Here is a 26,286-nt window from a genome sequence, read left to right as displayed (position 1 = left end):
GGTGAGAGGCACTGTGTCCACGCCAAAGAACAAGACTCCCCGCGCGAGTGGGGGTGCTCCGGCGGACAACCAGGCCTCGTCCCACACGCTTCTGGAAGGGCGGCTCGGCTACCAGGTCGAGTCCGCCCTTCTGGTGCGAGCGCTGACCCACCGTTCCTACGCGTACGAGAACGGCGGTCTGCCGACGAACGAGCGGCTGGAGTTCCTCGGGGACTCCGTGCTCGGCCTCGTCGTCACGGACACGCTGTACCGCACCCACCCCGACCTGCCCGAGGGCCAGCTGGCCAAGCTGCGGGCCGCGGTGGTCAACTCGCGTGCGCTGGCGGAGGTCGGCCGTGGGCTCGACCTGGGCTCCTTCATCCGGCTCGGCCGCGGTGAAGAGGGCACGGGCGGCCGGGACAAGGCGTCCATCCTCGCCGACACCCTGGAAGCGGTGATCGGCGCGGTCTATCTCGACCAGGGCCTCGACGCGGCCTCCGAACTGGTGCACCGCCTGTTCGACCCGCTGATCGAGAAGTCCTCCAACCTCGGCGCCGGCCTGGACTGGAAGACCTCCCTGCAGGAGCTCACCGCGACCGAAGGGCTCGGCGTCCCCGAGTACCTGGTCACGGAGACCGGCCCCGACCACGAGAAGACCTTCACTGCTGCCGCCCGCGTCGGAGGCGTCTCGTACGGCACCGGCACCGGCCGCAGCAAGAAGGAGGCGGAGCAGCAGGCCGCCGAGTCCGCATGGCGGTCCATCCGGGCCGCGGCGGACGAGCGCGCCGAGGCGGCGGCCGAGGCCGCCCGGTCGAACGGTGCCGACGCACCGTCCGCCTCCGCCTGACACTCCGCACCACACGCGTCCCGAGCGCCCGCCCCGCCCTGGGGCGGGCGCTCGGGACGTGCCCGTACCGCCCGTGGGGGAGCGCATGCCCGAGTTGCCCGAGGTCGAGGTCGTACGGCGGGGCCTGGAGCGGTGGGTCGCCCACCGGACCGTCGCCGACGCCGATGTGCTGCACTCACGCGCGGTGCGCCGGCATCTCGCCGGCCCCGACGACTTCGCACACCGCCTGAAGGGCCGTCGCGTCGGCATCCCCCGCCGCCGCGGCAAGTACCTGTGGCTGCCGCTGGCGGACACCGGCCAGGCGGTCCTGGCCCATCTCGGCATGAGCGGCCAGCTGCTGGTCCAGCCGCACGAGGCCCCCGCCGAGAGACACCTGCGCGTCCGGGTCCGCTTCGCCGACACCCTCGGCACCGAGCTCCGCTTCGTCGACCAGCGCACCTTCGGCGGTCTCTCGCTGCACGACACCACCCCCGACGGGCTGCCCGACGTCATCGCGCACATCGCCCGCGACCCGCTGGACCCGCTCTTCGACGACGAGGCCTTCCACCGGGCGCTGCGCGGCAGGCGCACCACGATCAAACGGGCGCTGCTCGACCAGTCACTGATCAGCGGCGTCGGCAACATCTACGCGGACGAGGCGCTCTGGCGCGCCCGGCTGCACTACGAGCGCCCCACCGCGACACTCACCCGCCCCCGCAGCCTCGAACTCCTCGGCCATGTGCGGGACGTGATGAACGCCGCCCTCGCGGTCGGCGGCACCAGCTTCGACAGCCTGTACGTCAACGTCAACGGCGAGTCCGGCTACTTCGAGCGGTCGCTCGACGCCTACGGCCGCGAGGGCCTGCCCTGCCGCCGCTGCGCCACCCCGCTGCGCCGCCGCCCCTGGATGAACCGCTCGAGCTACTACTGCCCGAAGTGCCAGCGCCCGCCGCGCAGCACGGCCTAGCACCGCCGTCGTCCGTTCGCAGACGTCAGTAGCCGAAGTTCTGCGTCCACCACGGGCCGCCCGACCCGAAGTGCACGCCCACACCCAGGGTCCGGAACTCGCAGTCGAGGATGTTGTCCCGGTGGCCGGCGCTGTTCATCCAGGCGTCCATGACGGCCTGTGCGTCGGCCTGGCCGCGGGCTATGTTCTCGCCGCCGAGGTTCGATATCCCGGCCTTCTCGGCGCGGTCCCACGGGGTCGCCCCGCTGGGATCGGTGTGGTCGAAGAAGCCCTGCTGGGCCATGGCCCGGCTGAAGTCGCCGGCCAGGCCGGCGAGGGCGCTGTTCGCGGCCAGCGGGCTGCAGCCGGCCTTGGCCCGCTCGTCGTTGACGAGCTTGAGCACCTGCGCCTCGGCCGCGGCCTCCCGGGACACGGTCACCGGGGCGCTCGGCTGTACCGGCTGCTGCGTGGCCGTACGGGACGGCGAGGGTGTGGACTCCTGCTGCGGCTTCTCGGCGGGGGGCGTCCGGGGCTGGGCAGGCACCTTGGGCTCGGCCGGTTCCTGGGTCCTCACCGGGGCCTCGCTCGATGCGGAGGACGCCGACGGCGCCTCGGAGGAGGCGTCCGACGGAGACGAGGAGGGCGAGGACGGCGAGGCCGACGGGGAGGGCGAGGCCGAGGGGGAGATGGAGCGGTCGGTGCCGCGGCTGGTGCCCGCGTCGGCGCCGCGTCCGCCGTCGACGCTGCCGGAGGCGCCGCCCTGCTCGGTGGCGGTGTTGGTCGGCCGGTCCGCCGACTGCACCCGGTCGTCGCTGCCGCCGCCCGAGCCGAGCCGGTAGTTCTCCAGGCCGGGCACCACGCCCGTGGCCACCGCGACGGTGCCGAGCGCGACGGCGGCGGTGGCGCCGAGCAGCCCCGTGCGCACCGGTGCCGTGGTCCTCCGCCTGCGGCGCCGGTGGGACCCGCCGTGCCCCGTCCCGGCGTCGGGGGTGAACCCCTCACCGGTGAAGGCGACGGTGTGCCCGGCCTGCGGTGCGCCCTGGCCCCTGGTGCCGTCCGGGCCGAACAGGTAGGCGTCGCTCCGCGCCTGGACCTCGGCGTAGGCCTCGGGGTTCAGGTACGGGGCGATCCCCATCGAGGCGTCGTCCCCCGCGGCCGGGTCCAGCGGGTCGTGGCCCCGTGCCCCGGAGCCCTCGGTGTGGTCGACCCCCGTGGCGCGGCCCTTGGCGGCGCGGCCGGCGGCGGAGCGTCGGTGGCGTCCCATGTCCTGGCCTTCCTCGTCCCTTGCGGTCGATCGTCCCGGCGACGGCCCCTCGGCCGAATCGTCCCCGCGATCTTCCCGGGAGCTTTCCGTGATCTCCCTGCGGCCGACCTGCGGTCGAAATCGTCCTCGCGATCATCACCGAACTCACACGATCGAGTGAGTTTCATATGAGATTCATTGGGTCGGGACGCTACCGCATGGCGCCGGGGGCGGAAGTGTTCTGAGTGACATCCGCCCGTTAGGTTGCACTCATGAGCGAGGATGTACGGCTGGTCGCCTGGGTGCGCGGACGCGTCCAGGGTGTGGGTTTCCGCTGGTTCACGCGGGCACGGGCCCTGGAGCTCGGAGGTCTGAGTGGCTTTGCTCTCAATCTGGACGACGGGCGCGTCCAGGTGGTGGCGGAGGGCCCGCGGGAGCGCTGCGAGGGCCTGCTCGACTGGCTCCAGGGTGACGACACGCCCGGGCGCGTGGACGGCGTCACCGAGATCTGGGACACACCTCGCGGCGGTTACGACGGCTTCGCCGTCCGCTGATCACCCGCGTCCCGGCGCCCCGGCGGCCCTCGGCGGGCCCGCCAGCCCGGGGTGCCGGACGGGAGAACGAGCAGGTGGTTGCCGAGAAAGGCTTGCCATGCAGGGCTCCGCACGACAGGATGATCGCCACGCCCCGAGGGGCCCGCAGGAGCCGCAGCGCCGCCGAGTCCGGCCGCGCGCCCCCGGGTGACCCGTCAATACGGGGCGTGATCGTGTTGACCGTCAAACTTTTTGGTGAGACGCTGAAAGCCCCGCGCACCTTAGCTGTTTGGCATGGTTGAACGGCAGCAAGAACTCAAGAGTGCCAAGCACCGCGGGTGCGAATCCCTCACGACCCACACCGCATCGGTCGGTCACTCATTGTGGAGGACCATCCATCATGGCAAAGGCGCTTCTCGGTTACGTCGGCGGCTCCGACCCGCGACTCCTCGCCGAGATGCGACGGCTCCAGCAGCGCGTCCAGGACCTGGAATCCGAGCTCGGACGCATCCAGGCCGAGAACGACGCGCTGACGGCTGCCGCTTCTCACGACAGGATCATGGAGAGCGTTGACGCACACCAGGCGGAGCCTGCGCTGACCTGATCACTGCATCGCTCCACGACGGCACGAGCAGTGGTTGGGCTGCCCGTACAACCGCTCAGTTGTCAGAGTTGCAAGGGACGCTTCGGCGTCCCTTCTTTCTTGCCCGCTGCCCGGTGCCCGTGCCGCGGCCTCGCCCGCCCCGCCGCGACGCGTTCCTTTCCCCACGCATCCTTTCAGCTTCTTTAACGTCTGATGTGCCCTGCGCGTTCACCGGTGAAACCGCGGGGATCCAAGGGTTCATGGAGTGAGACAACCCCGGCGGGTAGAGTCCGGCGGCGTGCACCTGAAGGCCCTGACCCTCCGCGGGTTCAAGTCGTTCGCCTCCGCGACCACGCTCCGGTTCGAGCCGGGGATCACCTGCGTCGTCGGCCCGAACGGCTCGGGCAAGTCCAATGTCGTGGACGCGCTCAGCTGGGTCATGGGCGAGCAGGGCGCCAAGTCGCTGCGCGGCGGCAAGATGGAGGACGTCATCTTCGCCGGCACCACCGGCCGCCCGCCCCTCGGCCGCGCCGAGGTGTCGCTGACCATCGACAACTCCGACGGCGCGCTGCCCATCGAGTACGCCGAGGTCACCATCACGCGGATCATGTTCCGCAACGGCGGCAGCGAGTACCAGATCAACGGCGACACCTGCCGACTGCTCGACATCCAGGAACTGCTCTCCGACTCCGGCATCGGCCGCGAGATGCACGTCATCGTCGGCCAGGGCCAGCTCGACTCCGTGCTGCACGCCGACCCCATGGGCCGCCGCGCGTTCATCGAGGAGGCGGCCGGCGTCCTCAAACACCGCAAGCGTAAGGAGAAGGCGCTCCGCAAGCTGGACGCGATGCAGGCCAACCTCGCGCGCGTCCAGGACCTCACCGACGAGCTGCGCCGCCAGCTCAAGCCGCTCGGCCGGCAGGCCGCGGTCGCCCGCCGGGCCGCCGTCATCCAGGCCGACCTGCGCGACGCCCGGCTGCGGCTCCTCGCCGACGACCTGGTCCGGCTGCGGGAGGCGCTCCAGGCCGAGATCGCCGACGAGGCCGCCCTGAAGGAACGCAAGGAGGCCGCCGAGCAGGAGCTGGGCAAGGCCCTGCGGCGGGAGGCGCACCTGGAGGACGAGGTGCGCCGGCTCACCCCGCGGCTGCAGCGCGCCCAGCAGACCTGGTACGAGCTCTCCCAGCTCGCCGAGCGCGTGCGCGGCACGGTCTCGCTGGCCGACGCCCGGGTGAAGAGCGCCACCTCCGCGCCGCCCGAGGAGCGCCGGGGCCGCGATCCGGAGGACCTGGAGCGCGAGGCCGCCCGCGTCCGCGAGCAGGAGGCCGAGCTGGAGGCCGCGCTGGAGGCCGCCCAGCGCGCCCTGGAGGACACCGTCGCCCACCGCGCCGAGCTGGAGTCCGAACTGGCCCGCGAGGAACGCCGGCTGAAGGACGCCGCGCGCGCCATCGCCGACCGCCGCGAGGGCCTGGCCCGGCTCAGCGGCCAGGTGGGCGCCGCCCGTTCGCGTGCCGCGGCGGCCCAGGCCGAGATCGAACGGCTCGCCGCCGCCCGCGACGAGTCCCAGGAGCGGGCCGTCGCCGCCCAGGAGGAGTACGAGGCGCTCAAGGCCGAGGTCGACGGCCTCGACGCCGGCGACACCGCACTGGCCGAGCAGCACGAGGCCGCCAGGGCACGGCTCGCCGAGGCGGAGGCCGCACTGGGCGCCGCCCGGGAAGCGCTGACCGAGGCCGAGCGACGGCGCGCCGCCACCCAGGCCCGGCACGAGACCCTCGCCCTGGGACTGCGCCGCAAGGACGGGACGGGGGCGCTGCTCGGGGCGAAGGACCGGCTCACCGGGCTGCTGGGCCCGGCAGCGGAACTGCTGACGGTGACACCCGGCTACGAGGTGCCGCTGGCGGCGGCCTTCGGCGCGGCGGCGGACGCGCTCGCGGTCGCCTCGCCGTCCGCGGCGGCCGAGGCGATCCGTCTGCTGCGGAAGCAGGACGCAGGGAGGGCCTCGTTGCTGTCGGCCGGGACGGAAGCGCCCCGAGAGGGCGCAGGGCCGTGTCCGTCATGCGGCCGGCACCGCACGGGCGCGTCCTGCCTCGGCGCACCCGCTGACGACGGGCGGCCTCCCCGGACCGGCTCCTGCGACGCACGACCCGCGGAGCAGTTCGTCCGCGGCCCCGCCGACCTGATCCCCGCCGTCCACCGCCTCCTGCGCGGCATCGTGGTCGTGGACACCCTGGAGGACGCCGAGGAGCTGGTCTACGCCCACCCGCAGCTCACCGCCGTGACCGCCGAGGGCGACCTCCTCGGCGCGCACTTCGCGCACGGCGGCTCCGCCGCGGCGCCCAGCCTGCTGGAGGTGCAGGCCTCCGTCGACGAGGCCGCCGCCGAGCTGGAGGAGCTGGCCGTACGCTGCGCCGAGCTGACGGACGCCCAGCGCGCGGCGGCCGAGCGGCGCACGGAATGTGCCGCCCTCGTCGAGGAGCTCGGAGAGCGCCGCCGGGCCGCCGACCGGGAGAAGGCCGCCGTCTCCCAGCAGCTCGGCCGGCTCGCCGGCCAGGCACGCGGCGCCGCAGGGGAGGCCGAGCGCTCCGCGGCCGCCGCGGACCGGGCACAGGAGGCGCTGGACAAGGCGCTCATGGACGTCGAGGAGCTCGCCGAGCGGCTGGCCGTCGCCGAGGAGATGCCGGTCGAGGAGGAGCCCGACACCGCGCGGCGCGACCGGCTCGCCGCCGACGGGGCCAACGCCCGGCAGACCGAGATGGAGGCCCGCCTCCAGGCCCGTACCCACGAGGAACGGGTCAAGGGACTGGCCGGACGGGCCGACTCCCTGGACCGGGCCGCCCGCGCCGAACGCGAGGCACGCGCGCGTGCCGAACGGCGGCAGGCGCGGCTGCGCCACGAGGCGGCCGTCGCCGGGGCCGTAGCCTCCGGAGCCCGCCAGCTGCTTGCGCACGTCGAGGTCTCCCTGACCCGCGCGGACGAGGAGCGCACCGCTGCCGAGGCCGCCAAGGACCGGCGGGAGCAGGAGCTGACCGCAGCCCGCACCGAGGGGCGCGATCTCAAGGCGGAGCTGGACAAACTGACGGACTCGGTCCACCGGGGCGAGGTGCTCGGCGCGGAGAAGCGGCTGCGGATCGAGCAGCTGGAGACCCGGGCGCTGGAGGAGCTCGGGGTGGAGCCGGAGGGGCTGGTGGCCGACTACGGTCCGTGGCAGCCGGTGCCGCCCTCCCCGCCCGCCGAGGGCGAGGAGCTCCCGGAGGACCCGGCGCATCCGCGCAACCTCCCCCGGCCGTTCGTCCGTGCCGAGCAGGAGAAGCGGCTGAAGGCCGCCGAGCGGGCCTACCAGCAGCTCGGCAAGGTCAATCCGCTGGCCCTGGAGGAGTTCGCGGCGCTGGAGGAACGGCACAAGTTCCTCAGCGAGCAGCTGGAGGACCTCAAGAAGACCCGCGCCGACCTGCTCCAGGTGGTCAAGGAGGTCGACGAGCGGGTCGAGCAGGTGTTCACCGAGGCCTTCCGCGACACGGCCCGTGAGTTCGAGGGCGTGTTCGGCAGGCTCTTCCCCGGTGGCGAGGGCCGGCTGGTGCTGACCGATCCCGACAACATGCTCACCACCGGTGTGGACGTCGAGGCCAGGCCGCCGGGCAAGAAGGTCAAGCGGCTGTCCCTGCTGTCCGGCGGGGAGCGGTCGCTGACCGCGGTGGCCATGCTGGTGTCCATCTTCAAGGCACGGCCCAGCCCGTTCTATGTGATGGACGAGGTCGAGGCCGCGCTCGACGACACCAACCTGCAGCGGCTGATCCGGATCATGCAGGAGCTGCAGGAGGCCTCGCAGCTGATCGTGATCACCCACCAGAAGCGCACGATGGAGGTCGCCGACGCGCTGTACGGCGTCTCCATGCAGGGCGACGGTGTGTCGAAGGTCATCAGCCAGCGCCTGCGCTGAGCCGTGGGCCTTCCAACACCCGTCTCGCACCGTCTCACCTCCAGTCATTCAAGAAGTGAACACAACTTCTCTCCCTGTGGTCGGTCAACTCACACGGTTCCCGCTATTGACTTCGAAACTTGAAGCCATAGTCTCTCCGACGTTGCTTTTACCTTCAGGTACCTTCAGGTGGACCTCGAAGGGCGAACCACCCCGGCAGCGTTGCCGGATGCCCGAGGAGTACACGTGACCAGCACCACGCAGGCACCCCCCACAGGAGCCCGAACGGCTCACCCCGATCATCTCGGGCATGTCATCTTCATCGCGGCGGCGGCCGCGATGGGCGGCTTCCTCTTCGGCTACGACAGCTCCGTCATCAACGGTGCCGTCGAAGCCGTCCGGGACCGCTACGACGTCGGCTCCGCTGCGCTGGCCCAGGTCATCGCCGTCGCCCTGATCGGCTGCGCGATAGGCGCCGCGACCGCCGGACGCATAGCCGACCGGATCGGCCGCATCCGCTGCATGCAGATCGCCGCGATCCTGTTCACCGTCAGCGCGGTCGGCTCCGCCCTGCCCTTCTCCCTGTACGACCTCGCCTTCTGGCGGGTCGTCGGCGGCTTCGCCATCGGCATGGCCTCCGTGATCGGCCCCGCCTACATCGCCGAGGTCGCCCCGCCCGCCTACCGGGGCCGGCTCGGCTCCTTCCAGCAGGCCGCGATCGTCATCGGCATCGCCGTCTCCCAGTTGGTCAACTGGGGTCTGCTGAACGCCGCCGACGGCGACCAGCGCGGTGAGCTGATGGGGCTGGAGGCCTGGCAGGTCATGCTCGGAGTGGAGGTCGTACCGGCCGTCCTCTACGGCCTGCTGTCCTTCGCCATCCCCGAGTCCCCCCGCTTCCTGATCTCCGTCGGCAAGCGCGAGCGCGCCCGCGAGATCCTCACCGAGGTCGAGGGCCGGGACATCGACCTGGACGCCCGGGTCGCCGAGATCGAGACCGCCATGCACAGCGAGGAGAAGTCCCGCTTCAAGGACCTGCTCGGCGGCAGCTTCTTCTTCAAGCCGATCGTCTGGATCGGCATCGGCCTGTCGGTCTTCCAGCAGTTCGTCGGCATCAACGTCGCGTTCTACTACTCCGCGACGCTGTGGCAGTCGGTCGGCGTCGACCCTTCGGACTCGTTCTTCTACTCCTTCACCACGTCGATCATCAACATCGTCGGCACCGTGATCGCGATGATCTTCGTCGACCGCATCGGACGCAAGCCGCTCGCGATCATCGGCTCGGTCGGCATGGTGATCGGCCTGGCGCTGGAGGCCTGGGCCTTCTCCTCCCTGGCCGACGGCCAGCTCCCGGCCACCCAGGGCTGGGTCGCGCTGATCGCCGCCCACCTGTTCGTGCTGTTCTTCGCGCTCTCGTGGGGCGTGGTCGTCTGGGTCATGCTCGGCGAGATGTTCCCGAACCGGATCCGGGCCGCCGCCCTCGGCGTCGCCGCCTCCGCGCAGTGGGTCGCCAACTGGGCCATCACCGCGACCTTCCCGTCGCTGGCCGACTGGAACCTCTCGGCGACCTACCTGGTCTACACGGGCTTCGCGGCGCTCTCCATCCCGTTCGTCCTGAAGTTCGTGAAGGAGACCAAGGGCAAGTCCCTGGAGGAGATGGGCTGAGCCCGTCCACCGGCCCGGGGAGAGGAGCCAAGTCCCCGCTGCCCCTCTCCCCGTATCCCCGGCGTGCTGCCCCGGCTCACTTCCCGAGCCGGGGCAGCACGCCGTCGCAGAACAGCCGCAGACTGCGCCACCCCTCCTCCACCGGCATCCCGCCGGCCAGCGGATGCAGCACCAGGCTGTCCAGCCCCAGTGCCACGCACTCCTCCGCCGTGACCACCCGGTACACGCCCTCCGCGCGCAGCTCGTCCACCGTCGTCGCAGCCGACCCCACCGCCGACCGGTTCCCGCCGGACTGCCACCCCGCGTACGTCCGCGCCTCGTGCAGGAGGTGCCCGCCGTGCTCCGCCCACACCCGGTCCGGGTCCTCGGCGACATGCAGCAGCGGCGTCTCGGGCTCGGGCATCATCACCCAGCCCTCGGTGCCGTACTCGGCGAGCCGCTCCTCGTAGTACGTGCGCAGCCCGGGCAGATGCGCGCTGGGGAAGAACGGCAGGCCGAACCGGGCGGCCCGGCGCGCGGCGGCCTGCGAGGCGCCGCCGACCAGCAGCGGGGGGTGCGGATCGGAGTACGGGCGCGGCGTGATCCGCACCCTGCGGCCGCGGTGGGTGAACTCCTCGCCGGTCCACGCCGCCAGAAGCGATTCCAGCAGCTCGTCCTGGAGCCGGCCGCGCCGCGCGAAGTCCACCCCGAACTGGGCGTACTCCTCGGGGCGGTAGCCGATGCCGACGACGGTCACCAGCCGGCCGCCGCTGAGCAGATCCAGCACCGCGATGTCCTCGGCCAGCCGCAGCGGGTCGTGCAGCGGGCCGATGGCCGCCGACACCGTCACCGTCAGCCGCCGGGTCGCGCCCAGCACCGCGCCGGCGAGGACGAACGGCGAGGGCAGCCAGTTGTCCGCCGCGCCGTGGTGCTCCTCGGTCTGGACGGTGGTCACCCCGCGGGCATCGGCGTAGGCGGCCATCTCCAGGGCGGCCCGGTAGCGGGCGCTCAGCGAAGCCCGGGTCGCCGAGGGCTCCACCAGGTTGAACCGTACGACCGTGACAGGCATGGCGAACGTCCCCCTTCACCGGCGGGTGGTGGAGTGACGTTAGCTGACGGAGCGTCAGACAGCCAGAGCGTCAGACAGCCAGGGTTGCGGGCTCCTCGGTCTGTTCGGCCCGCCCGGCCGGTGTGGCGGACGGGGCCGGGACGGCCACGGGCGGCTTGGGCAGTACCAGGTACAGCAGACCGGAGATCACCACCGTCGCCACCCAGCCCAGGCCGTACTCGCCGACGACGTTGTTCGTGGCCAGCGGACCGGTGAACCAGTCCGACGTGCTGAACATCAGGCCCGCGGCCAGCCCCACCGCCCAGGCGGCGCACGCCGCGGGGGAGAAGCCGCCGCGGTACCAGTACGCGCTGGTACGTCCGGTGTCGGCCATGGCCGCGCCGTCGTACTCCGTGCGGCGCAGCATGTCCGCGCCGAAGACGCCGACCCACGCGGAGAAGGCGACCGCCAGCAGTGACAGGAAGGCGATGAACGAGCCCATGAAGCTGGTCGCCACCAGCATCAGCACACCACCGAAGACCAGTGAGATCAGCGCGTTGACCGACACCGCCCAGTGGCGCGGCACGGTGAAGCCCAGGGTCTGCGCGGTGAAGCCCGCCGAGTACATCGACATCGAGTTGATCAACAGCATGCCGATCAGCGCGATCAGCAGATACGGCACCGCGAGCCAGGTCGGCAGGATCTCGCCGAGGAAGGAGACCGGGTCGGCGGCCGACGCCAGATCCGGCGTCGAGACCGCCATCACCATGCCCATCAGCACCATCGGAAGGACGACGACTCCGGCACCGCCCACGGTCACGCCCACGATGCCCTTGGAGGAGGCCGTGCGCGGCAGGTACCGGGTGAAGTCCGGGGCGGACGGGATCCAGCTGACCCCGCCCGCCGCGATCAGTCCCACACCGGTGATCATCGCGGCCACCGGTCCGGCGGACCGGTCGAAGACCGCCGACCAGTCGGTGTCCACGACCAGATGGCCCAGCACCAGCACCGAGAACGTGCCGAACAGGTAGGTCGCGTACTTGTTGCACTTCTGCACGGCGTTGATGCCCAGGCCCGAGATCGCGAAGGTCGCCACGACGAAGGCGAGCAGCATCACCATGTCCAGCACGCTGTTGGAGCGGATGCCGAACACGATGTCCAGCACCGTGAGCATCGCGTAGGCGCCGACGACCGCGTTGATCGTCTCCCAGCCCCAGCGCGCGACCCAGATCAGCGAACCGGGCAGCAGATTGCCGCGCTGGCCGAACACCGCGCGGGACAGCGCCATGCCGGGCGCCCCGCCGCGCTTGCCCGCGATGCCGATCAGGCCCACCAGGCCGTACGAGACGACGGGCGCCGCGCCGGACACGACCAGCGCCTGCCAGAAGTTGAGCTGGTAGGCGACCACCAGGCCGGCGCCCATGGTGAGCAGCAGCACGCTGATGTTGGCGCCGACCCAGGTCGGGAACAGCTCCCGCACCCGGGCCGTGCGCTCGGCGTCGGGTACCTGCTCGATGCCGCGGGTTTCGAGTGCGCCTTCGGACTCGGCGGTTCTGCTCATGTGGGGGGACCGTGCCTCAGGGGTGTGGAGAAGGGCCGGACGGAACTCTACGCGCGTTGATGCACGTTGCGCCATCGTACTTTGATCTGACTTCTGGCCTGAAGGGGTCTTTGTCCCTGGGCGGAAGTCATGAGCGGCGTCCGCCCGGGGTCGGCGTGAGTCCGGCGGCCATGGCCGATACTGGACGCGTTATGGACATCGTCATCCTTGCTGTAGTCATCGCCGTGGTCGTGATCGGCGCGCTCGGCGGGCTGGTGGTGGGCAGTCGCCGCAAGAAGCAGGTGCCCCCGCCGCCGCCGGCCGCCCCCGACCTCACCGCCCCTCCGGCCGAGCCGCACGTCGGCGACGAGGCCGAGACGCCGCGCGACGAGCCGCGCCGCACGATCGAGGAGGTCGACCTCCCCGACGGGGGTACCGCCACCGTCGCGGAACCGCCTGTCGTCGAAGAGCTCGAGGTCCCCCAGCTGGAGGTCCCCGAGCCCACCGCCGGCCGTCTGGTCCGGCTCCGTTCCCGTCTGTCCCGCTCCCAGAACGTGCTCGGCAAGGGGCTGCTCGCGCTGCTGTCGCGCGAGCACCTGGACGAGGACACCTGGGAGGAGATCGAGGACACGCTGCTCACCGCCGACGTCGGCGTGCAGCCCACCCAGGAGCTGGTGGAGCGGTTGCGCGAGCGTGTGAAGGTGCTCGGCACGCGCACCCCCGAGGAGCTGCGGGGCCTGCTCCGCGAGGAGCTGATCACGCTGGTCGGCGCCGACCTCGATCGCACCGTCAGGACCGAGCCGGAAGCCAGCAGGCCCGGCATCGTGATGGTCGTGGGTGTCAACGGCACCGGCAAGACCACCACCACCGGCAAGCTGGCCCGGGTGCTGGTCGCCGACGGCCGCAGCGTCGTGCTGGGCGCGGCCGACACCTTCCGGGCCGCCGCCGCCGACCAGCTGCAGACCTGGGGCGAGCGGGTCGGCGCCCACACCGTGCGCGGCCCGGAGGGCGGTGACCCGGCCTCCGTCGCCTTCGACGCGGTCAAGGAGGGCAAGGAGATCGGCTCCGATGTGGTGCTCATCGACACCGCCGGCCGGCTGCACACCAAGACCGGGCTCATGGACGAGCTGGGCAAGGTCAAGCGCGTGGTGGAGAAGCACGCGCCGCTGGACGAGGTGCTGCTGGTACTGGATGCCACCACCGGCCAGAACGGGCTGATCCAGGCCCGGGTCTTCGCCGAGGTCGTCGACATCACCGGCATCGTGCTCACCAAGCTGGACGGCACCGCCAAGGGCGGCATCGTGGTGGCCGTCCAGCGCGAGCTGGGAGTGCCGGTCAAGCTGATCGGGCTCGGCGAGGGCGCGGACGATCTGGCGCCGTTCGAACCGGAGGCGTTCGTCGATGCGCTGATCGGGGACTGAGGTCGCCCGCGGGCTGTCCTGCGAGTACGCCCGCCACCGCGAAGCGCCCGCCCCCCCCGCATGTCGGGGGACGGGCGCTTCGCGGTGGCGGGAGCTCGCACGCCGGGTGCGGTTGCGCGGGGCCGGGGGGGGTGCGCAGCCCGGTGACGGCGGGGCCCCGGGAGGGGGGAGGCGCGATCGCCCGCGACCGGCGCCGGGGGCTACGCCCGGGAACGGTGAGCCACGTACGCCAGTGTGCCCAGGAGGAGGCGGGCCTCCGGGGGCCTGGTCGCCGAGTCGAGGGCCGGGGGACGGAGCCAGCGCGCCGGGCCGTGGCCGCCGCGGTCGGAGGGCGGGGCCGTGAGGTACGTACCGGGGCCGAGGCCGGTGAGGTCGAGGGCGGCCGGGGTGTCCCAGCCCATGCGGTACAGCAGCTTGGGCAGCTCCGCGGCGGCGCCGGGGGCGACGAGGAACTGGGCGCGGCCCCTCGGGGTGACGATGACTGGGCCGAGCGGGAGGCCCATGCGCTCCAGCCGGGTCACGGCCAGCCGCCCTGCGGCCTCGGCCACCTCGACCGCGTCGAAGGTCCGCCCGACCGGCAGCATCACCGAGGCGCCCGGCACCTCGGCCCACGCCCGGGTCACCTCGTCCAGCGTCGACCCGGCGGGGATCTCGGGCGCGAAGTCCAGCGGGTGCGCCCCCGGCACCCGGCAGCCGCGCCGGCCGCAGGAGCAGGCGCCGTCAGCGGCCCGCGCCCCCGGCACCACGTCCCAGCCCCACAGTCCCGTGAACTCGGCCACCGCGGTGCACTCCGACGAGCGGCCACGGCGGCGCCCGCCGGTCCTGAGGTCGCGGATGCCCCGACTGCTGCCGATCGTGAAGCCCATACCCCCTCCAACGGGTCCGACGCACGGACGGTTACGCAGCGGACGCGTGACGTGACGCTCTGTTTCCGACTCTGTTTCCCCTCCCCAGCGCCGCGCGGTTCAGGCAGCGCCCGGAAGCGCCCCGGGTGGTGTGGTCGGGGATGCGCGCCCCGGTGTGCATCGCCGCACCCACTCCCCGCTGGCCTATGTCAAGTGAATCGCGAGGACGTCGTCGCGGGTTCATTCGAAGGGGTGGCGAATGGTGGCGTTTCCGCGATCGTCGTGGCTGAGCGGGTGATCGTAGGATTACTTTGTGTGTGCAGGGCCTCGGGGCACATGCACGTGTGGGTATGCCAAAGGCAACTCGGCTCTCTGTTCGAAGAGTGAGAATCGCCGGACGGAGGGCTACGACACCGGCATTCTGATAGGGCTTGGCGCACTCGGCGACAGGCGGTCGGCAGGGAATGGGGGCGTTCCAGTGAGCGGCAACGGCGGAAGCGGTTCGGGCGCCGGCAGCGCCACGCACGCTGACAAGCGCCCCAACGAGCTGCTCACCTCGTGGTTCGTGCGCAGCGGCTGGTCCAAGGGCGAGCTGGCCCGCCAGGTCAACCGCCGTGCACGCCGGCTCGGTGCCGGCCACATCTCCACCGACACCTCCCGGGTCCGCCGCTGGCTCGACGGCGAGAACCCCCGGGAACCGATCCCCCGGATCCTGTCCGAGCTGTTCTCCGAGCGCTTCGGCACCGTCGTCTCCGTCGAGGAACTGGGCCTGCGCGCCTCCCGCCCGTCACCGTCCGCGACCGGCGTGGACCTCCCCTGGACGGGCCCGCAGACCGTGGCCCTGCTCAGCGAGTTCTCGCGCAGCGACCTGATGCTGGCGCGGCGTGGCTTCCTCGGGACCTCGCTGGCCCTCTCCGCGGGCCCGTCCCTCATCGAGCCCATGCAGCGCTGGCTCGTCCCCGCCCCCGCGGCTCCGGCCGGGGAGCCCGAGCCGGTGCCCGCCTCGCGTGCCCGCGGCCGGCTCTCCCGGCCCGAGCTGGAGCTGCTGGAGTCCACCACCGTGATGTTCCGGAGGTGGGACGCCCAGTGCGGCGGCGGCCTGCGCCGCAAGGCCGTCGTCGGCCAGCTGCACGAGGTGACCGACCTCCTCCAGGAGCCGCAGCCCGGCCCCACCCGGGCCAAGCTGTTCAAGGTCGCCGCCGAGCTGGCCGAGCTGGCCGGCTGGATGTCGTACGACATCGGGCTGCAGCCCACGGCGCAGAAGTACTTCGTCCTCGCCCTGCACGCCGCCAAGGAGGCCGGCGACCGCCCCCTCGGCTCCTACATCCTCTCCAGCATGAGCCGCCAGATGATCCACCTGGGCCGGCCCGACGACGCCCTGGAGCTGGTCCACCTCGCGCAGTACGGCAGCCGGGACTGTGCGAGCCCGCGCACCCAGTCCATGCTGTATGCGATGGAGGCCCGCGCCTACGCCAACATGGGTCAGCCCAGCCGCTGCAAGCGCGCCGTGCGGATGGCCGAGGACGCCTTCGCCGACGCCGCCGAGTGGGACGAGCCGGACCCCGACTGGATCCGCTTCTTCTCCGAGGCCGAGCTCCACGGCGAGAACTCCCATTCCTTCCGCGACCTCGCCTATGTCGCGGGCCGCAGCCCCACCTACGCCTCTCTCGCCGAACCGCTGATGGGCCGCGCCGTGCAGCTGTTCCGCGAGGACGACGAGCACCAGCGCTCCTACGCGCTGAACCTGATCGGCATGGCCACCGTGCACCTGCTGCGGAGAGAGCCCGAGCAGAGCACGGCACTCGTCACCGAGGCCATGGGCATCGCCAAGAAGGTCCGCTCCGAGCGCGTCAACACCCGCATCCGCAAGACCGTCGACACGGCCGTACGCGATTTCGGGGATCTCGCCGAGGTCGTCGATCTCACCGAGCGCCTCTCCGGCGAACTGCCCGAGGCCGCCGAGGCGGTCTGAGACCCGCCGCCACCTCGAGCCCCGGCCGCGGCCGGCCCTCCCGAACTGCCCGACTCGGCTCCCCCATGCCAGGTCATCGGAAGGCCGCCGCGGCCGGCCCCGTCCCCCCAGGTTGCGCCACGATAACGATCGCGGGGGCCGGTATCCGGCAGTTCACCGAGGCGTAACACACACCGCGTCTTCGTCACGGCGGCGAAACAACGCGGGGCTTCCGCCGAAACGGCGCTGCGCCAATCTCGTGCCCCATAACCGGCCCACCCCTCACCCCGCTCAGGCTTCCCGCACGGGGCCGTATCCACGACGAGGAGATACCGGCATTGAACGGCACAGATACCGGATTCGTATTGATCAGTGCAGCGCTCGTCATGCTGATGACGCCTGGGCTGGCCCTGTTCTACGGCGGCATGGTCCGCTCCAAGAGCGTCCTCAACATGCTCATGATGTCCTTCATCTCGCTGGGCATCGTCAGCATCCTGTGGGTGCTCTACGGACACTCCCTCGCCTTCAGCGGTGACTCCGGCGGATTCATCGGCAACCTCGACATGATCGGGCTGAAGGGCGTCAACGCCGACAGCGTGATGGAGAACTTCGCCGGGGAGAACATCTCCGTCTTCGCGTTCTCCCTCTTCCAGATGCTGTTCGCGGTGATCACCGCCGCCCTGATCAGCGGTGCCCTCGCCGACCGCGTCAAGTTCGGCTCATGGATGGTCTTCATCGCCCTGTGGGTCACCGTCGTGTACTTCCCGGTCGCGCACTGGGTCTGGGGCGGCGGCTGGCTCGCGAACCTCGACCCGGCCGTGATCGACTTCGCCGGCGGTACCGCGGTCCACATCAACGCCGGTGTGGCCGGCCTCGCCGCCGTGCTCGTCGTCGGCAAGCGCATCGGCTTCAAGAAGGACCCGATGCGGCCGCACAACATGCCGCTGGTCCTCCTCGGCACCGCCCTGCTCTGGTTCGGCTGGTTCGGCTTCAACGCCGGCTCCGAGCTCGGCGTCGACGGCACCACCGCCCAGATGGCGATCAACACCCAGGTGGCGACCGCCGCGGCCGTCATCGGCTGGCTGATCTACGAGCGCATCCGTCACGGGGCGTTCACCACCCTCGGCGCCTGCTCCGGTGCCGTGGCCGGCCTGGTCGCCATCACCCCCTCCGGCGGCAGCGTCAACGTCTTCGGCGCCCTGCTCATCGGCGTCGTCGCCGGTGCCGTCTGCTCCTGGGCCGTCAGCCTCAAGTACAAGCTCGGCTACGACGACTCCCTCGACGTGGTCGGCGTCCACCTGGTCGGCGGTGTCCTGGGCACCCTCATGGTCGGCTTCCTCGCCATCGGCGGCGTCGGCGGCTTCGACCAGTTCGTCTCGCAGGCCATCGGTGCCTTCGCGGTCATGGGCTACACCTTCGTGGTGACCCTGATCCTCGCCTTCGCGCTGCAGAAGACCATCGGCTTCCGGGCCTCCGAGGAGGACGAGGTCGGCGGTATCGACCAGGCCGCCCACGCCGAGACCGCCTACGACTTCAGCGGCGCCGGCGGCGGGGCCGCCCGTACCGCCGCGGCGGCCACGGCCGCCCCGGGTGCCGCAGCCCAGGCCGAGAGCAAGAAGGTGGACGCATGAAGCTCATCACCGCCGTCGTGAAGCCGCACCGGCTCGACGAGATCAAGGAAGCGCTCCAGGCCTTCGGAGTGCACGGACTCACCGTCACCGAGGCCAGCGGATACGGCCGGCAGCGCGGCCACACCGAGGTCTACCGGGGCGCCGAGTACACGGTCGACCTGGTGCCCAAGATCCGCATCGAGGTGCTGGCCGAGGACGACGACGCCGAACAGCTCATCGAGGTCGTCGTCAAGGCGGCCCGAACGGGCAAGATCGGTGACGGAAAGGTCTGGTCCGTCCCCGTCGACACGGCGGTGCGGGTCCGGACCGGCGAGCGCGGCCCGGACGCGCTCTGACACGACAGAACAGGAGTCGCCGGGTGACGAGTACGGATGTGACCAACGGAGCAGAGGACTCGGGACCCGGCGGCTACGCGGCGGCCCGGCTGCACCTCCTCACCGAGGGGGAGCAGTCCGGGCCGCCGCGCCGCAGCGCCCTCGCCGGTCTGACCGACGACTGGCTCGCCGGGCTCTTCGCCGCCGCGGGCGGGGTGCGCGGCACGGCCCTGGTCGCCGTCGGCGGCTACGGGCGCGGCGAGCTCTCCCCGCGCAGCGACCTGGACCTGCTCCTGCTGCACGACGGCGCCGACCCCGCCGCGGTCGCCGCCCTGGCCGACCGCCTCTGGTACCCCGTCTGGGACCTCGGCCTCGCCCTCGACCACTCGGTGCGCACCCCGGCCGAGGCGCGGAGAACAGCGGGGGAGGACCTCAAGGTCCACCTCGGACTGCTGGACGCCCGGCACCTCGCCGGCGACCTCGGCCTCACCGCCGGCCTGCGCTCCGCCGTCCTCGCCGACTGGCGCAACCAGGCCCCCAAACGCCTCCCCGAACTGCAGGAGCTGTGCGCCGAGCGCGCCGCCCGCCAGGGCGAACTGCAGTACCTGCTGGAACCCGACCTCAAGGAGGCCCGCGGCGGACTGCGCGACGCCACCGCGCTGCGCGCCGTCGCCGCATCCTGGCTCGCCGACGCCCCGCGTGAGGGCCTTGCCGACGCCCGGCGCCGGCTGCTCGACGTCCGTGACGCCCTGCACCTGGCCACCGGCCGCGCCACCGACCGGCTCGCCCTCCAGGAGCAGGACCAGGTCGCCGCCGAGCTGGGCCTGCTCGACGCCGACACCCTGCTGCGCCAGGTCTACGAGGCGGCTCGGGTCGTCTCGTACGCCAGCGACGTCACCTGGCGCGAGGTGGGGCGAGTGCTGCGGTCGCGGTCGGTGCGCCCGCGGCTGCGCGCCATGCTGGGCGGCGGGAAGTCCGGCCCCGAGCGCTCACCGCTCGCCGAGGGCGTGGTGGAACAGGACGGCGAGGTGGTGCTCGCCCGCACCGCACGGCCCGAGCGCGACCCCGTCCTCCCGCTGCGGGCCGCCGCGGCCGCCGCCCAGGCCGGGCTCCCGCTCTCGCGGCACGCCGTACGGCGCCTGGCCGCGACGGTGCGCCCGCTGCCCGCGCCCTGGCCCGCGGAGGCCCGCGAACAGCTGGTGACGCTGCTGGGATCCGGCCGGCCCACCGTCGGGGTGTGGGAGGCGCTGGAGGCGGAAGGGCTGATCACCCGCCTGCTGCCGGACTGGGAGCGGGTCCGCTGCCGCCCGCAGCGCAACGCCGTGCATGTGTGGACCGTGGACCGGCATCTGATCGAGACCGCGGTGGCCGCCTCGGCGCTCGCCCGCCGGGTACACCGCCCCGACCTGCTGCTGGTCGCCGCGCTGCTGCACGACATCGGCAAGGGCTGGCCCGGGGACCACTCCGTGGCCGGCGAGACCATCGCCAAGGACGTGGCCGCCCGCATCGGCTTCGACGGCGCGGACGTGGGCGTCGTCGCCGCCCTCGTCCGCCACCACCTGCTGCTCGTCGAGACCGCCACCCGGCGTGACCTGGACGACCCCGCCACCGTGCGCGCGGTCGCCGAGGCCGTCGGCACCCAGGGGACCCTGGAGCTGCTGCACGCGCTCACCGAGGCCGACGCCCTGGCCACCGGACCGGCAGCCTGGTCTTCCTGGCGCGGCTCGCTCGTGGCCGACCTGGTGAAACGGGTCTCGGCGGTGCTCTCGGGCGACCCGCTGGAGGACCCAGAGGCCGCCGCGCCCACCGCCGAGCAGGAACGGCTCGCCGTCGAGGCCTTCCGCACCGGCGGCCCGGTCCTGGCGCTGCGGGCGCAGGCCGAGCCGCCCGCAGCCGGGAAGGACGTCTCCGCCGTCCCCGCGGCCGGGCTTGCCGCCGACCCGGAGCCGCTCGGCGTCGAGCTGCAGATCGCCGTGCCGGACCAGCCGGGCGTGCTGCCCGCGGTGGCCGGGGTGCTGGCCATGCACCGGCTGACCGTCCGTACGGCGGAGCTGCGCGCCCTGCCGCTGCCGGACGGCGTCGAGGATTCCGACGCCTCAGCCGCACCAGTTACCTCAGCCTCCGCCGCATCAGCTGCCTCCGTCGGCTCAGCCGGATCCGATGCCGCCGACGGCTCCGTGCTGCTGCTCGACTGGCGCGTCGCCGCCGAGTACGGCTCGCTGCCGCAGGCCGCCCGGCTCCGCGCCGACCTGGTCCGGGCACTTGACGGCTCCCTGGACATCGCCGGGCGGCTCGCCGAGCGGGACGCCGCGTATCCGCGGCGCAGGGGGGTCGTCGCACCGCCGGCCCGGGTGACGGTCGCCCCGGCGGCCTCCCGGCACGCCACGGTGATCGAGGTCCGTGCCCAGGACGCCCCCGGGCTGCTGTTCCGCATCGGGCGGGCGCTGGAGGGCGCGGGGGTGCGGGTGCGCAGCGCCCACGTCTCCACGCTGGGGGCGAACGCCGTGGACGCCTTCTATGTGACCGACGGCTCGGGTGCTCCGCTTCCGGGCGAGGAGGCGGCGGCCGTGGCGCGGACGCTGGAGGACATGCTGCGGGGATGACGCCGAAGCGCCCGGGCGGTGACCAAGGCGTCCCCGGCCACCGCCGGCGTGGTCCGGCGGGCGGTCTGTCACGGGCCGGCGGGGACGCGGACGTGGTCCCCGCCGACGCGCGGCTACGGTCCCTGCGCGCTGACCTCAGCGGGCAGGGACGATTTGGTTGCGGGGCCGGATACTCTGGAGGGCAGCCCAAACTGTCGCCGACTCCAAGGACCGACGCCGCCGTGTTCGATACCCTCTCCGACCGCCTGCAAGCGACCTTCAAGACCCTCCGGGGCAAAGGTCGGCTCAGCGAAGCGGACATCGACGCCACGGCCCGCGAGATCCGCATCGCGCTCCTCGAGGCGGACGTGGCCCTGCCGGTCGTGCGGACGTTCATCAAGAGCGTCAAGGAGCGCGCCCTGGGCGCCGAGGTCTCCAAGGCGCTGAATCCCGCCCAGCAGGTCCTCAAGATCGTCAACGAGGAGCTCGTAGAGATCCTCGGCGGCGAGACCCGGCGTCTGCGCTTCGCCAAGCAGCCGCCGACGGTGATCATGCTGGCCGGTCTGCAGGGCGCCGGTAAGACCACCCTCGCGGGCAAGCTCGGCCGGTGGCTCGCGGAGCAGGGCCACTCGCCGCTGCTGGTCGCCGCCGACCTGCAGCGTCCGAACGCCGTGAACCAGCTCAGCGTGGTGGCCGAGCGGGCCGGCGTGGCCGTGTTCGCCCCGGAGCCGGGCAACGGGGTCGGCGACCCGGTGAAGGTCGCCAAGGACTCCATCGAGCATGCGAAGGCCAAGGTCCACGACATCGTGATCGTGGACACCGCCGGCCGTCTCGGCATCGACCAGGAGATGATGCGGCAGGCGGCCGACATCCGGGACGCCGTCTCGCCCGACGAGATCCTGTTCGTCGTCGACGCGATGATCGGCCAGGACGCCGTCAACACCGCCGAGGCCTTCCGCGACGGCGTCGGATTCGACGGTGTGGTGCTCTCCAAGCTGGACGGCGACGCCCGCGGTGGTGCCGCGCTGTCGATCCGGCAGATCACCGGCAAGCCGATCATGTTCGCGTCGAACGGTGAGAAGCTCGACGACTTCGACGCCTTCCACCCGGACCGGATGGCCTCCCGCATCCTCGACATGGGTGACCTGCTCACCCTGATCGAGCAGGCGGAGAAGACGTTCAGCCAGGAAGAGGCCGAGAAGATGGCCTCCAAGCTGGCGTCCAAGAAGGGCCAGGACTTCACCCTGGACGACTTCCTGGCCCAGATGGAGCAGGTCCGGAAGATGGGCAGCATCAGCAAGCTGCTCGGCATGCTGCCCGGCATGGGGCAGATGAAGGACCAGATCAACAACCTCGACGAGCGCGACGTGGACCGCACCGCCGCCATCATCAAGTCGATGACCCCGACCGAGCGCCAGGACCCGGCGATCATCAACGGCTCGCGCCGCGCCCGGATCGCGCGCGGTTCCGGTGTCGAGGTCAGCGCGGTCAAGGGGCTGGTCGAGCGGTTCTTCGAGGCTCGCAAGATGATGTCGCGGATGGCCCAGGGCGGCGGTATGCCGGGCATGCCGGGGATGCCGGGCATGGGTGGCGGTCCCGGCCGGCAGAAGAAGCAGCCGAAGAAGGCCAAGGGCAAGCAGCGCTCCGGCAACCCGATGAAGCGCAAGCAGCAGGAGCAGGAGGAGGCCGCCCGGCGCGCCGCGGCTGCGGAGAGCGGCGGTGCCTTCAGCCTGCCGCAGCAGGGCGCCAAGGACTTCGAACTGCCTGACGAGTTCAAGAAGTTCATGGGCTGACGGCCGGATCCGGTACGTGTACGGCACCGGGGTGCCCTCCCCTCGCGACGGGGCGCCCCGGTGCCGTACACGCGCGTACCGCGGCCGGGTCACCGGCCGAGCGGCTCGGCACCGCCCGCATGCCCTTCCCCGGCGGGCACACCGGTGCCGGCCATGCGCCCGGCCGGGCGCGGGGGACCCCTCGGAGGACCCGCCACGCCGGAACCGGAACCAGTCCGCCCGGGACAGCGGCCGCCCGGGACAGCGGCCCGGAAACCCGGGTGCGCGGTCCCGGTCCGTACCTGGCCGACGGCGCGTCAGGACGGCTCGAACGTCCAGATGTAGGGCTCGCCGTCCTCCTCGGACCAGTGGACCGCCACACTCGTGGCGTCCGCCGGGATCACGTACGTCTCGCAGAAGACATGGCTCTCGCCCGGATTCCAGCTCTCCACCTCATAAGGGTTCTCGCAGCCCGGGGCCGACTCGGTGGCGCCGATGAGGACCGCGCCGCGCCGGCCGCCGGCGAAGACCGCGGTGGCGTCGTCGACGTCGGCCGTACCGGTCAGCGCGGGCCCGCCCCTGTGGGTGTACCTCACCTGCGCGACGGCCAGCACCTTGCCCTTGGCGTCCTCGGGGTCGGCGACCGCCTCGGCGGCCTCCTCCTCCGTGCCGACCTCGACCTTCTCCGCCACGATCTCGTACGTGACCTCGCCGGGCTCCTCCGCGACCGTGCCCGTCGCACTCTCACCGGCGGCCAGGGCACCGCCGGAGGCCGGCTCGGACGGCGAGGCCCCGGCCCGCGCCGACGCCGTCCTCCCGGCAGCGCCCTTCGCGTCGGCGGGGTCGTCCTCCTCACCGCCCCCGCAGCCGGTGAGGGCGAGCGCAAGGACGGCGACGGGCGCGGCGAGACGCAGCGCGGTCTTGTGGTGCGGCACAACAGCTCCTGTGGGCAGACGCGTTCGGTCCCCGAACGGTGGATCAGGCTAGGGGGCGTCCACCCCCGCAGGCGAACCCGGAGCCGCTTCGCCGCCGGTCAGGGCGTGCGCGCGATCAGATAGCGGAAGACGTTCGGCATCCACACCGTGCCGTCCGCGCGCTGGTACGGATGCAGCGCCTCGGCGAGTTCCTTGTCGACCTGCGCCCCGTCCGTCGCCGCGATCGCCGCGTCGAACAGGCCCGTGGACAGCAGCCCGCGCACCGCGCTGTCGGCGTCGGCGTAACCGAACGGGCAGGCGACGCGGCCGGAGCCGTCCGGCCGCAGACCGGCCCGGTGGGCAGCCTCCTCCAGATCGTCGCGGAGAGCCGGACGCCAGCTGCCCGCGCGGCGCAGCGGATCCGCGAGCTTGGTCGCCACCCGCAGTACGGAGGTGGTGGCACACCGCTCCGGCGGCCCCCAGCCGGCCAGCACCACCGGCGCCCCGCGCTCGGCGAGCGGCGCCGCCTCCGCCAGCAGCCCGGCCGGACCCCCGGAGTCGCCGACCGGACAGCCGATCGGCTCGAAGGCGGTCACCAGGGTGAACGGGGGTGCCTGCGGGGCGTCCGCGCGGCGCGGCGGGCCCTCGACGATCCGCCCGCCGCCCCGCGCGCGGGTGTCCCACGCCGGAGGCAGCAGCCGCTCCCGCGCCAGGGCCACGCGCTCCGGCGCGCCGTCGTCGACCCCGGTGACCTCGGCGCCCCGCGAGGCGGCCATCAGCAGGGCCAGCCCGGAACCGCAGCCCAGCCCCAGCAGTCTCGTGCCGGGTCCCACGTCCAGTCGCTCGTAGACCGCCTCGTAGAGCGGCACGAGCATCCGCTCCTGGATCTCGGACCAGTCACGCGCGCGTGCACGCCGGTCCGCGCGGGGCGGGGCCCCCGCGTGCGTGAGATGCCGGCGCACGAGCGTAGGTGTCATAGGAAAGCGCCCCAATCGACGAGAGTTCGCAAGGTGTTGCCGCGGTGCCCGGGTGCCGTGGCCCCGTGCGGTGCGCTCGCACTCCCCCCGTAAGCCAGGAAACTCCGGGCTCGCCGTGGCGTCCAGTGGTAGCGGCGACCGGTTTGCCCGGTCCGCGGCCACATGGCGAGATTTCACATTCCGGCAACCTGCGCCCGTACCATCGCGCCATGGCCAAGGCACCCGTGCTCACGCCCAGGGCGGACGACTACCCGCGCTGGTACCAGGACCTGATCGGCAAGGCCGAACTGGCCGACAGCGGACCGGTGCGCGGCACCATGGTCATCCGGCCCTACGGCTACGCGCTGTGGGAGCGCATGCAGCAGGAGATGGACACCCGCATCAAGGCCGCGGGCGCCGACAACGCCTACTTCCCGCTGTTCATCCCGCAGGGCCACCTGACCCGGGAGGCCCAGCACGTCGAGGGCTTCGCCCCCGAGCTGGCCGTCGTCACGCACGGCGGCGGCAAACAGCTGGAGGAACCGGTGGTGGTCCGGCCCACCTCCGAGACCATCGTCAACGAGTACTTCGCCAAGTGGGTGCAGAGCTACCGCGACCTGCCCCTGCTGATCAACCAGTGGGCCAACGTGGTGCGCTGGGAGATGCGCCCCCGGGTGTTCCTCCGTACGAGTGAATTCCTCTGGCAGGAGGGCCACACCGCCCACGCCACCTACGAGGACGCCCGGGACTACGCCGCGCACATCCACCGCGAGGTGTACGCCGACTTCATGGAGAACATCCTCGCCATCGACGTCGTCGCCGGCCGCAAGACCGCGAGCGAACGGTTCGCCGGCGCCGTCAACACCCTCACCCTCGAAGGGATGATGGGCGACGGCAAGGCGCTCCAGCTGGGCACCAGCCATGAACTCGGCCAGAACTTCGCCAGGGCGTTCGACACCCGGTACCTGTCGAAGGAGGGCCGCGAGGAGTACGTCTGGCAGACCTCCTGGGGCTCCTCCACCCGCATGGTGGGTGGCCTGATCATGTCGCACGGCGATGACAGCGGGTTGCGGGTGCCGCCCCGGCTCGCCCCCGTCCAGGTGGTCGTGCTCGCGGTCAAGGGCGAGGAACAGGTTCTGGCCAAGGTCCGCGAGCTCGGCGACCGGCTCACGGCGGCCGGGCTGAGGGCCCGTGTCGACGATCGCACGGACACCCCCTTCGGGCGCCGCGCCGTCGACTGGGAGCTCAAGGGTGTGCCGGTACGGATCGAGGTCGGCCCCCGCGACCTGGAGAGCGGCACCGCGACCCTGGTCCGCCGGATCCCGGGCGGCAAGCAGCCGGTCCCCCTTCAGGCGCTCGCCGAACTGCTCCCAACGGTGCTCGAGGAGGACCAGGCACTGCTGCTGCGTCAGTCCCGGGAGCGCCGCGAGGCCCTCACGTCCGACGTGTCCTCCGCCGAGGAGGCCGCGGCGGCCGCGGCCGCGGGCGGCTGGGCGCGGTTGCCGTGGGCGGCGCTCGGCGAGGAGGGCGAGGCCCGACTGGCCGAACACGCGGTGACCGTACGGTGTCTGGTCGCCGAGGACGGGTCGGTGCCGGACGCCGACGACGCACCGGGTAACGTCGCGGTCGTGGCGCGCGCTTACTGAAG

General features: G+C 72.5%; 19 protein-coding genes. 13 read left to right on the top strand and 6 right to left on the bottom strand.

Going from position 1 to position 26,286, the window contains the following annotated elements:
* The first annotated feature begins 1 nt into the window (after position 1).
* Complete coding sequence (gene rnc / locus V5O46_RS15500) at positions 2-826, top strand: ribonuclease III (protein ID WP_332885180.1); 825 nt, start codon at positions 2-4, stop codon at positions 824-826.
* 85 nt (positions 827-911) lie between these two features.
* On the top strand, positions 912-1,772 hold the full coding sequence (gene mutM, locus V5O46_RS15495; protein WP_332885179.1) for a bifunctional DNA-formamidopyrimidine glycosylase/DNA-(apurinic or apyrimidinic site) lyase: 861 nt from the start codon (positions 912-914) through the stop codon (positions 1,770-1,772).
* Between the two features lie 25 nt (positions 1,773-1,797).
* Here mutM and V5O46_RS15490 read toward each other — a convergent pair whose 3' ends face one another.
* A complete protein-coding gene (locus V5O46_RS15490) occupies positions 1,798-3,015 on the bottom strand; it encodes a CAP domain-containing protein (protein WP_332885178.1) in 1,218 nt (405 codons plus the stop codon).
* Positions 3,016-3,266: 251 nt separating this feature from the next.
* Between V5O46_RS15490 and V5O46_RS15485 the strand changes: the two genes are divergently transcribed.
* The 4 genes from V5O46_RS15485 (at position 3,267) to V5O46_RS15470 (ending at position 9,685) form a co-directional block, all read left to right on the top strand.
* Positions 3,267-3,548 carry an acylphosphatase gene (locus V5O46_RS15485; RefSeq protein ID WP_332885177.1) on the top strand — a complete coding sequence of 94 codons (282 nt, stop codon included), beginning with the start codon at positions 3,267-3,269 and terminating at the stop codon, positions 3,546-3,548.
* Between the two features lie 379 nt (positions 3,549-3,927).
* Positions 3,928-4,131, top strand: a complete 204-nt coding sequence (locus V5O46_RS15480) for a hypothetical protein (protein ID WP_184764132.1) — start codon at positions 3,928-3,930, stop codon at positions 4,129-4,131.
* A gap of 277 nt (positions 4,132-4,408) precedes the next feature.
* Positions 4,409-8,044, top strand: coding sequence for a chromosome segregation protein SMC (gene smc / locus V5O46_RS15475; protein ID WP_332885176.1), 3,636 nt, complete (start codon positions 4,409-4,411; stop codon positions 8,042-8,044).
* A 225-nt stretch (positions 8,045-8,269) separates the two neighbouring features.
* On the top strand, positions 8,270-9,685 hold the full coding sequence (locus V5O46_RS15470; RefSeq protein ID WP_332885175.1) for a sugar porter family MFS transporter: 1,416 nt from the start codon (positions 8,270-8,272) through the stop codon (positions 9,683-9,685).
* Positions 9,686-9,761: 76 nt separating this feature from the next.
* Here the strand turns inward: V5O46_RS15470 and V5O46_RS15465 are convergent, their stop codons facing one another.
* Together V5O46_RS15465 and V5O46_RS15460 are read right to left on the bottom strand one after the other, a co-directional pair.
* A complete protein-coding gene (locus V5O46_RS15465) occupies positions 9,762-10,733 on the bottom strand; it encodes an LLM class flavin-dependent oxidoreductase (protein ID WP_332885174.1) in 972 nt (323 codons plus the stop codon).
* Positions 10,734-10,803: 70 nt separating this feature from the next.
* Positions 10,804-12,273, bottom strand: a complete 1,470-nt coding sequence (locus tag V5O46_RS15460) for a cytosine permease (RefSeq protein WP_332885173.1) — start codon at positions 12,271-12,273, stop codon at positions 10,804-10,806.
* Between the two features lie 191 nt (positions 12,274-12,464).
* Here V5O46_RS15460 and ftsY point away from each other — a divergent pair, with 191 nt between their 5' ends.
* Positions 12,465-13,673 carry a signal recognition particle-docking protein FtsY gene (gene ftsY, locus V5O46_RS15455; protein WP_332885172.1) on the top strand — a complete coding sequence of 403 codons (1,209 nt, stop codon included), beginning with the start codon at positions 12,465-12,467 and terminating at the stop codon, positions 13,671-13,673.
* Between the two features lie 200 nt (positions 13,674-13,873).
* Here ftsY and V5O46_RS15450 read toward each other — a convergent pair whose 3' ends face one another.
* Entirely contained in the window at positions 13,874-14,539 is a 666-nt protein-coding gene (locus V5O46_RS15450; RefSeq protein WP_332885171.1) for a bifunctional DNA primase/polymerase, read from the bottom strand.
* A gap of 457 nt (positions 14,540-14,996) precedes the next feature.
* Here V5O46_RS15450 and nsdA point away from each other — a divergent pair, with 457 nt between their 5' ends.
* From nsdA to ffh, 5 genes are all read left to right on the top strand, one after another.
* Entirely contained in the window at positions 14,997-16,490 is a 1,494-nt protein-coding gene (nsdA, locus tag V5O46_RS15445; RefSeq protein WP_332885170.1) for a transcriptional repressor NsdA, read from the top strand.
* 317 nt (positions 16,491-16,807) lie between these two features.
* On the top strand, positions 16,808-18,100 hold the full coding sequence (locus V5O46_RS15440) for an ammonium transporter (RefSeq protein ID WP_332885169.1): 1,293 nt from the start codon (positions 16,808-16,810) through the stop codon (positions 18,098-18,100).
* Positions 18,097-18,435, top strand: coding sequence for a P-II family nitrogen regulator (locus V5O46_RS15435; RefSeq protein WP_006346309.1), 339 nt, complete (start codon positions 18,097-18,099; stop codon positions 18,433-18,435). Before V5O46_RS15440 ends, V5O46_RS15435 begins: the two co-directional genes overlap by 4 nt.
* A 23-nt stretch (positions 18,436-18,458) precedes the next feature.
* Positions 18,459-21,017, top strand: coding sequence for a [protein-PII] uridylyltransferase (locus V5O46_RS15430; protein ID WP_332885168.1), 2,559 nt, complete (start codon positions 18,459-18,461; stop codon positions 21,015-21,017).
* A 221-nt stretch (positions 21,018-21,238) separates the two neighbouring features.
* On the top strand, positions 21,239-22,789 hold the full coding sequence (gene ffh / locus V5O46_RS15425) for a signal recognition particle protein (protein WP_332885167.1): 1,551 nt from the start codon (positions 21,239-21,241) through the stop codon (positions 22,787-22,789).
* 296 nt (positions 22,790-23,085) lie between these two features.
* Here the strand turns inward: ffh and V5O46_RS15420 are convergent, their stop codons facing one another.
* On the bottom strand, positions 23,086-23,703 hold the full coding sequence (locus V5O46_RS15420; protein WP_332885166.1) for a hypothetical protein: 618 nt from the start codon (positions 23,701-23,703) through the stop codon (positions 23,086-23,088).
* 98 nt (positions 23,704-23,801) lie between these two features.
* Positions 23,802-24,659: an SAM-dependent methyltransferase gene (locus V5O46_RS15415; protein ID WP_332885165.1), complete on the bottom strand. Its 858-nt coding sequence runs from the start codon at positions 24,657-24,659 to the stop codon at positions 23,802-23,804.
* Positions 24,660-24,868: 209 nt separating this feature from the next.
* Here V5O46_RS15415 and proS point away from each other — a divergent pair, with 209 nt between their 5' ends.
* The gene (proS, locus tag V5O46_RS15410) at positions 24,869-26,284 is read left to right on the top strand and encodes a proline--tRNA ligase (protein ID WP_332885164.1); all 1,416 of its coding nucleotides are present in this window, start codon (positions 24,869-24,871) and stop codon (positions 26,282-26,284) included.
* Positions 26,285-26,286: the final 2 nt, after the last annotated feature.

The organism is Streptomyces poriticola (assembly GCF_036689765.1).
GTDB classification, from domain to species: domain Bacteria; phylum Actinomycetota; class Actinomycetes; order Streptomycetales; family Streptomycetaceae; genus Streptomyces; species Streptomyces poriticola.
This window is presented reverse-complemented; position numbering and strand designations above follow the sequence as displayed.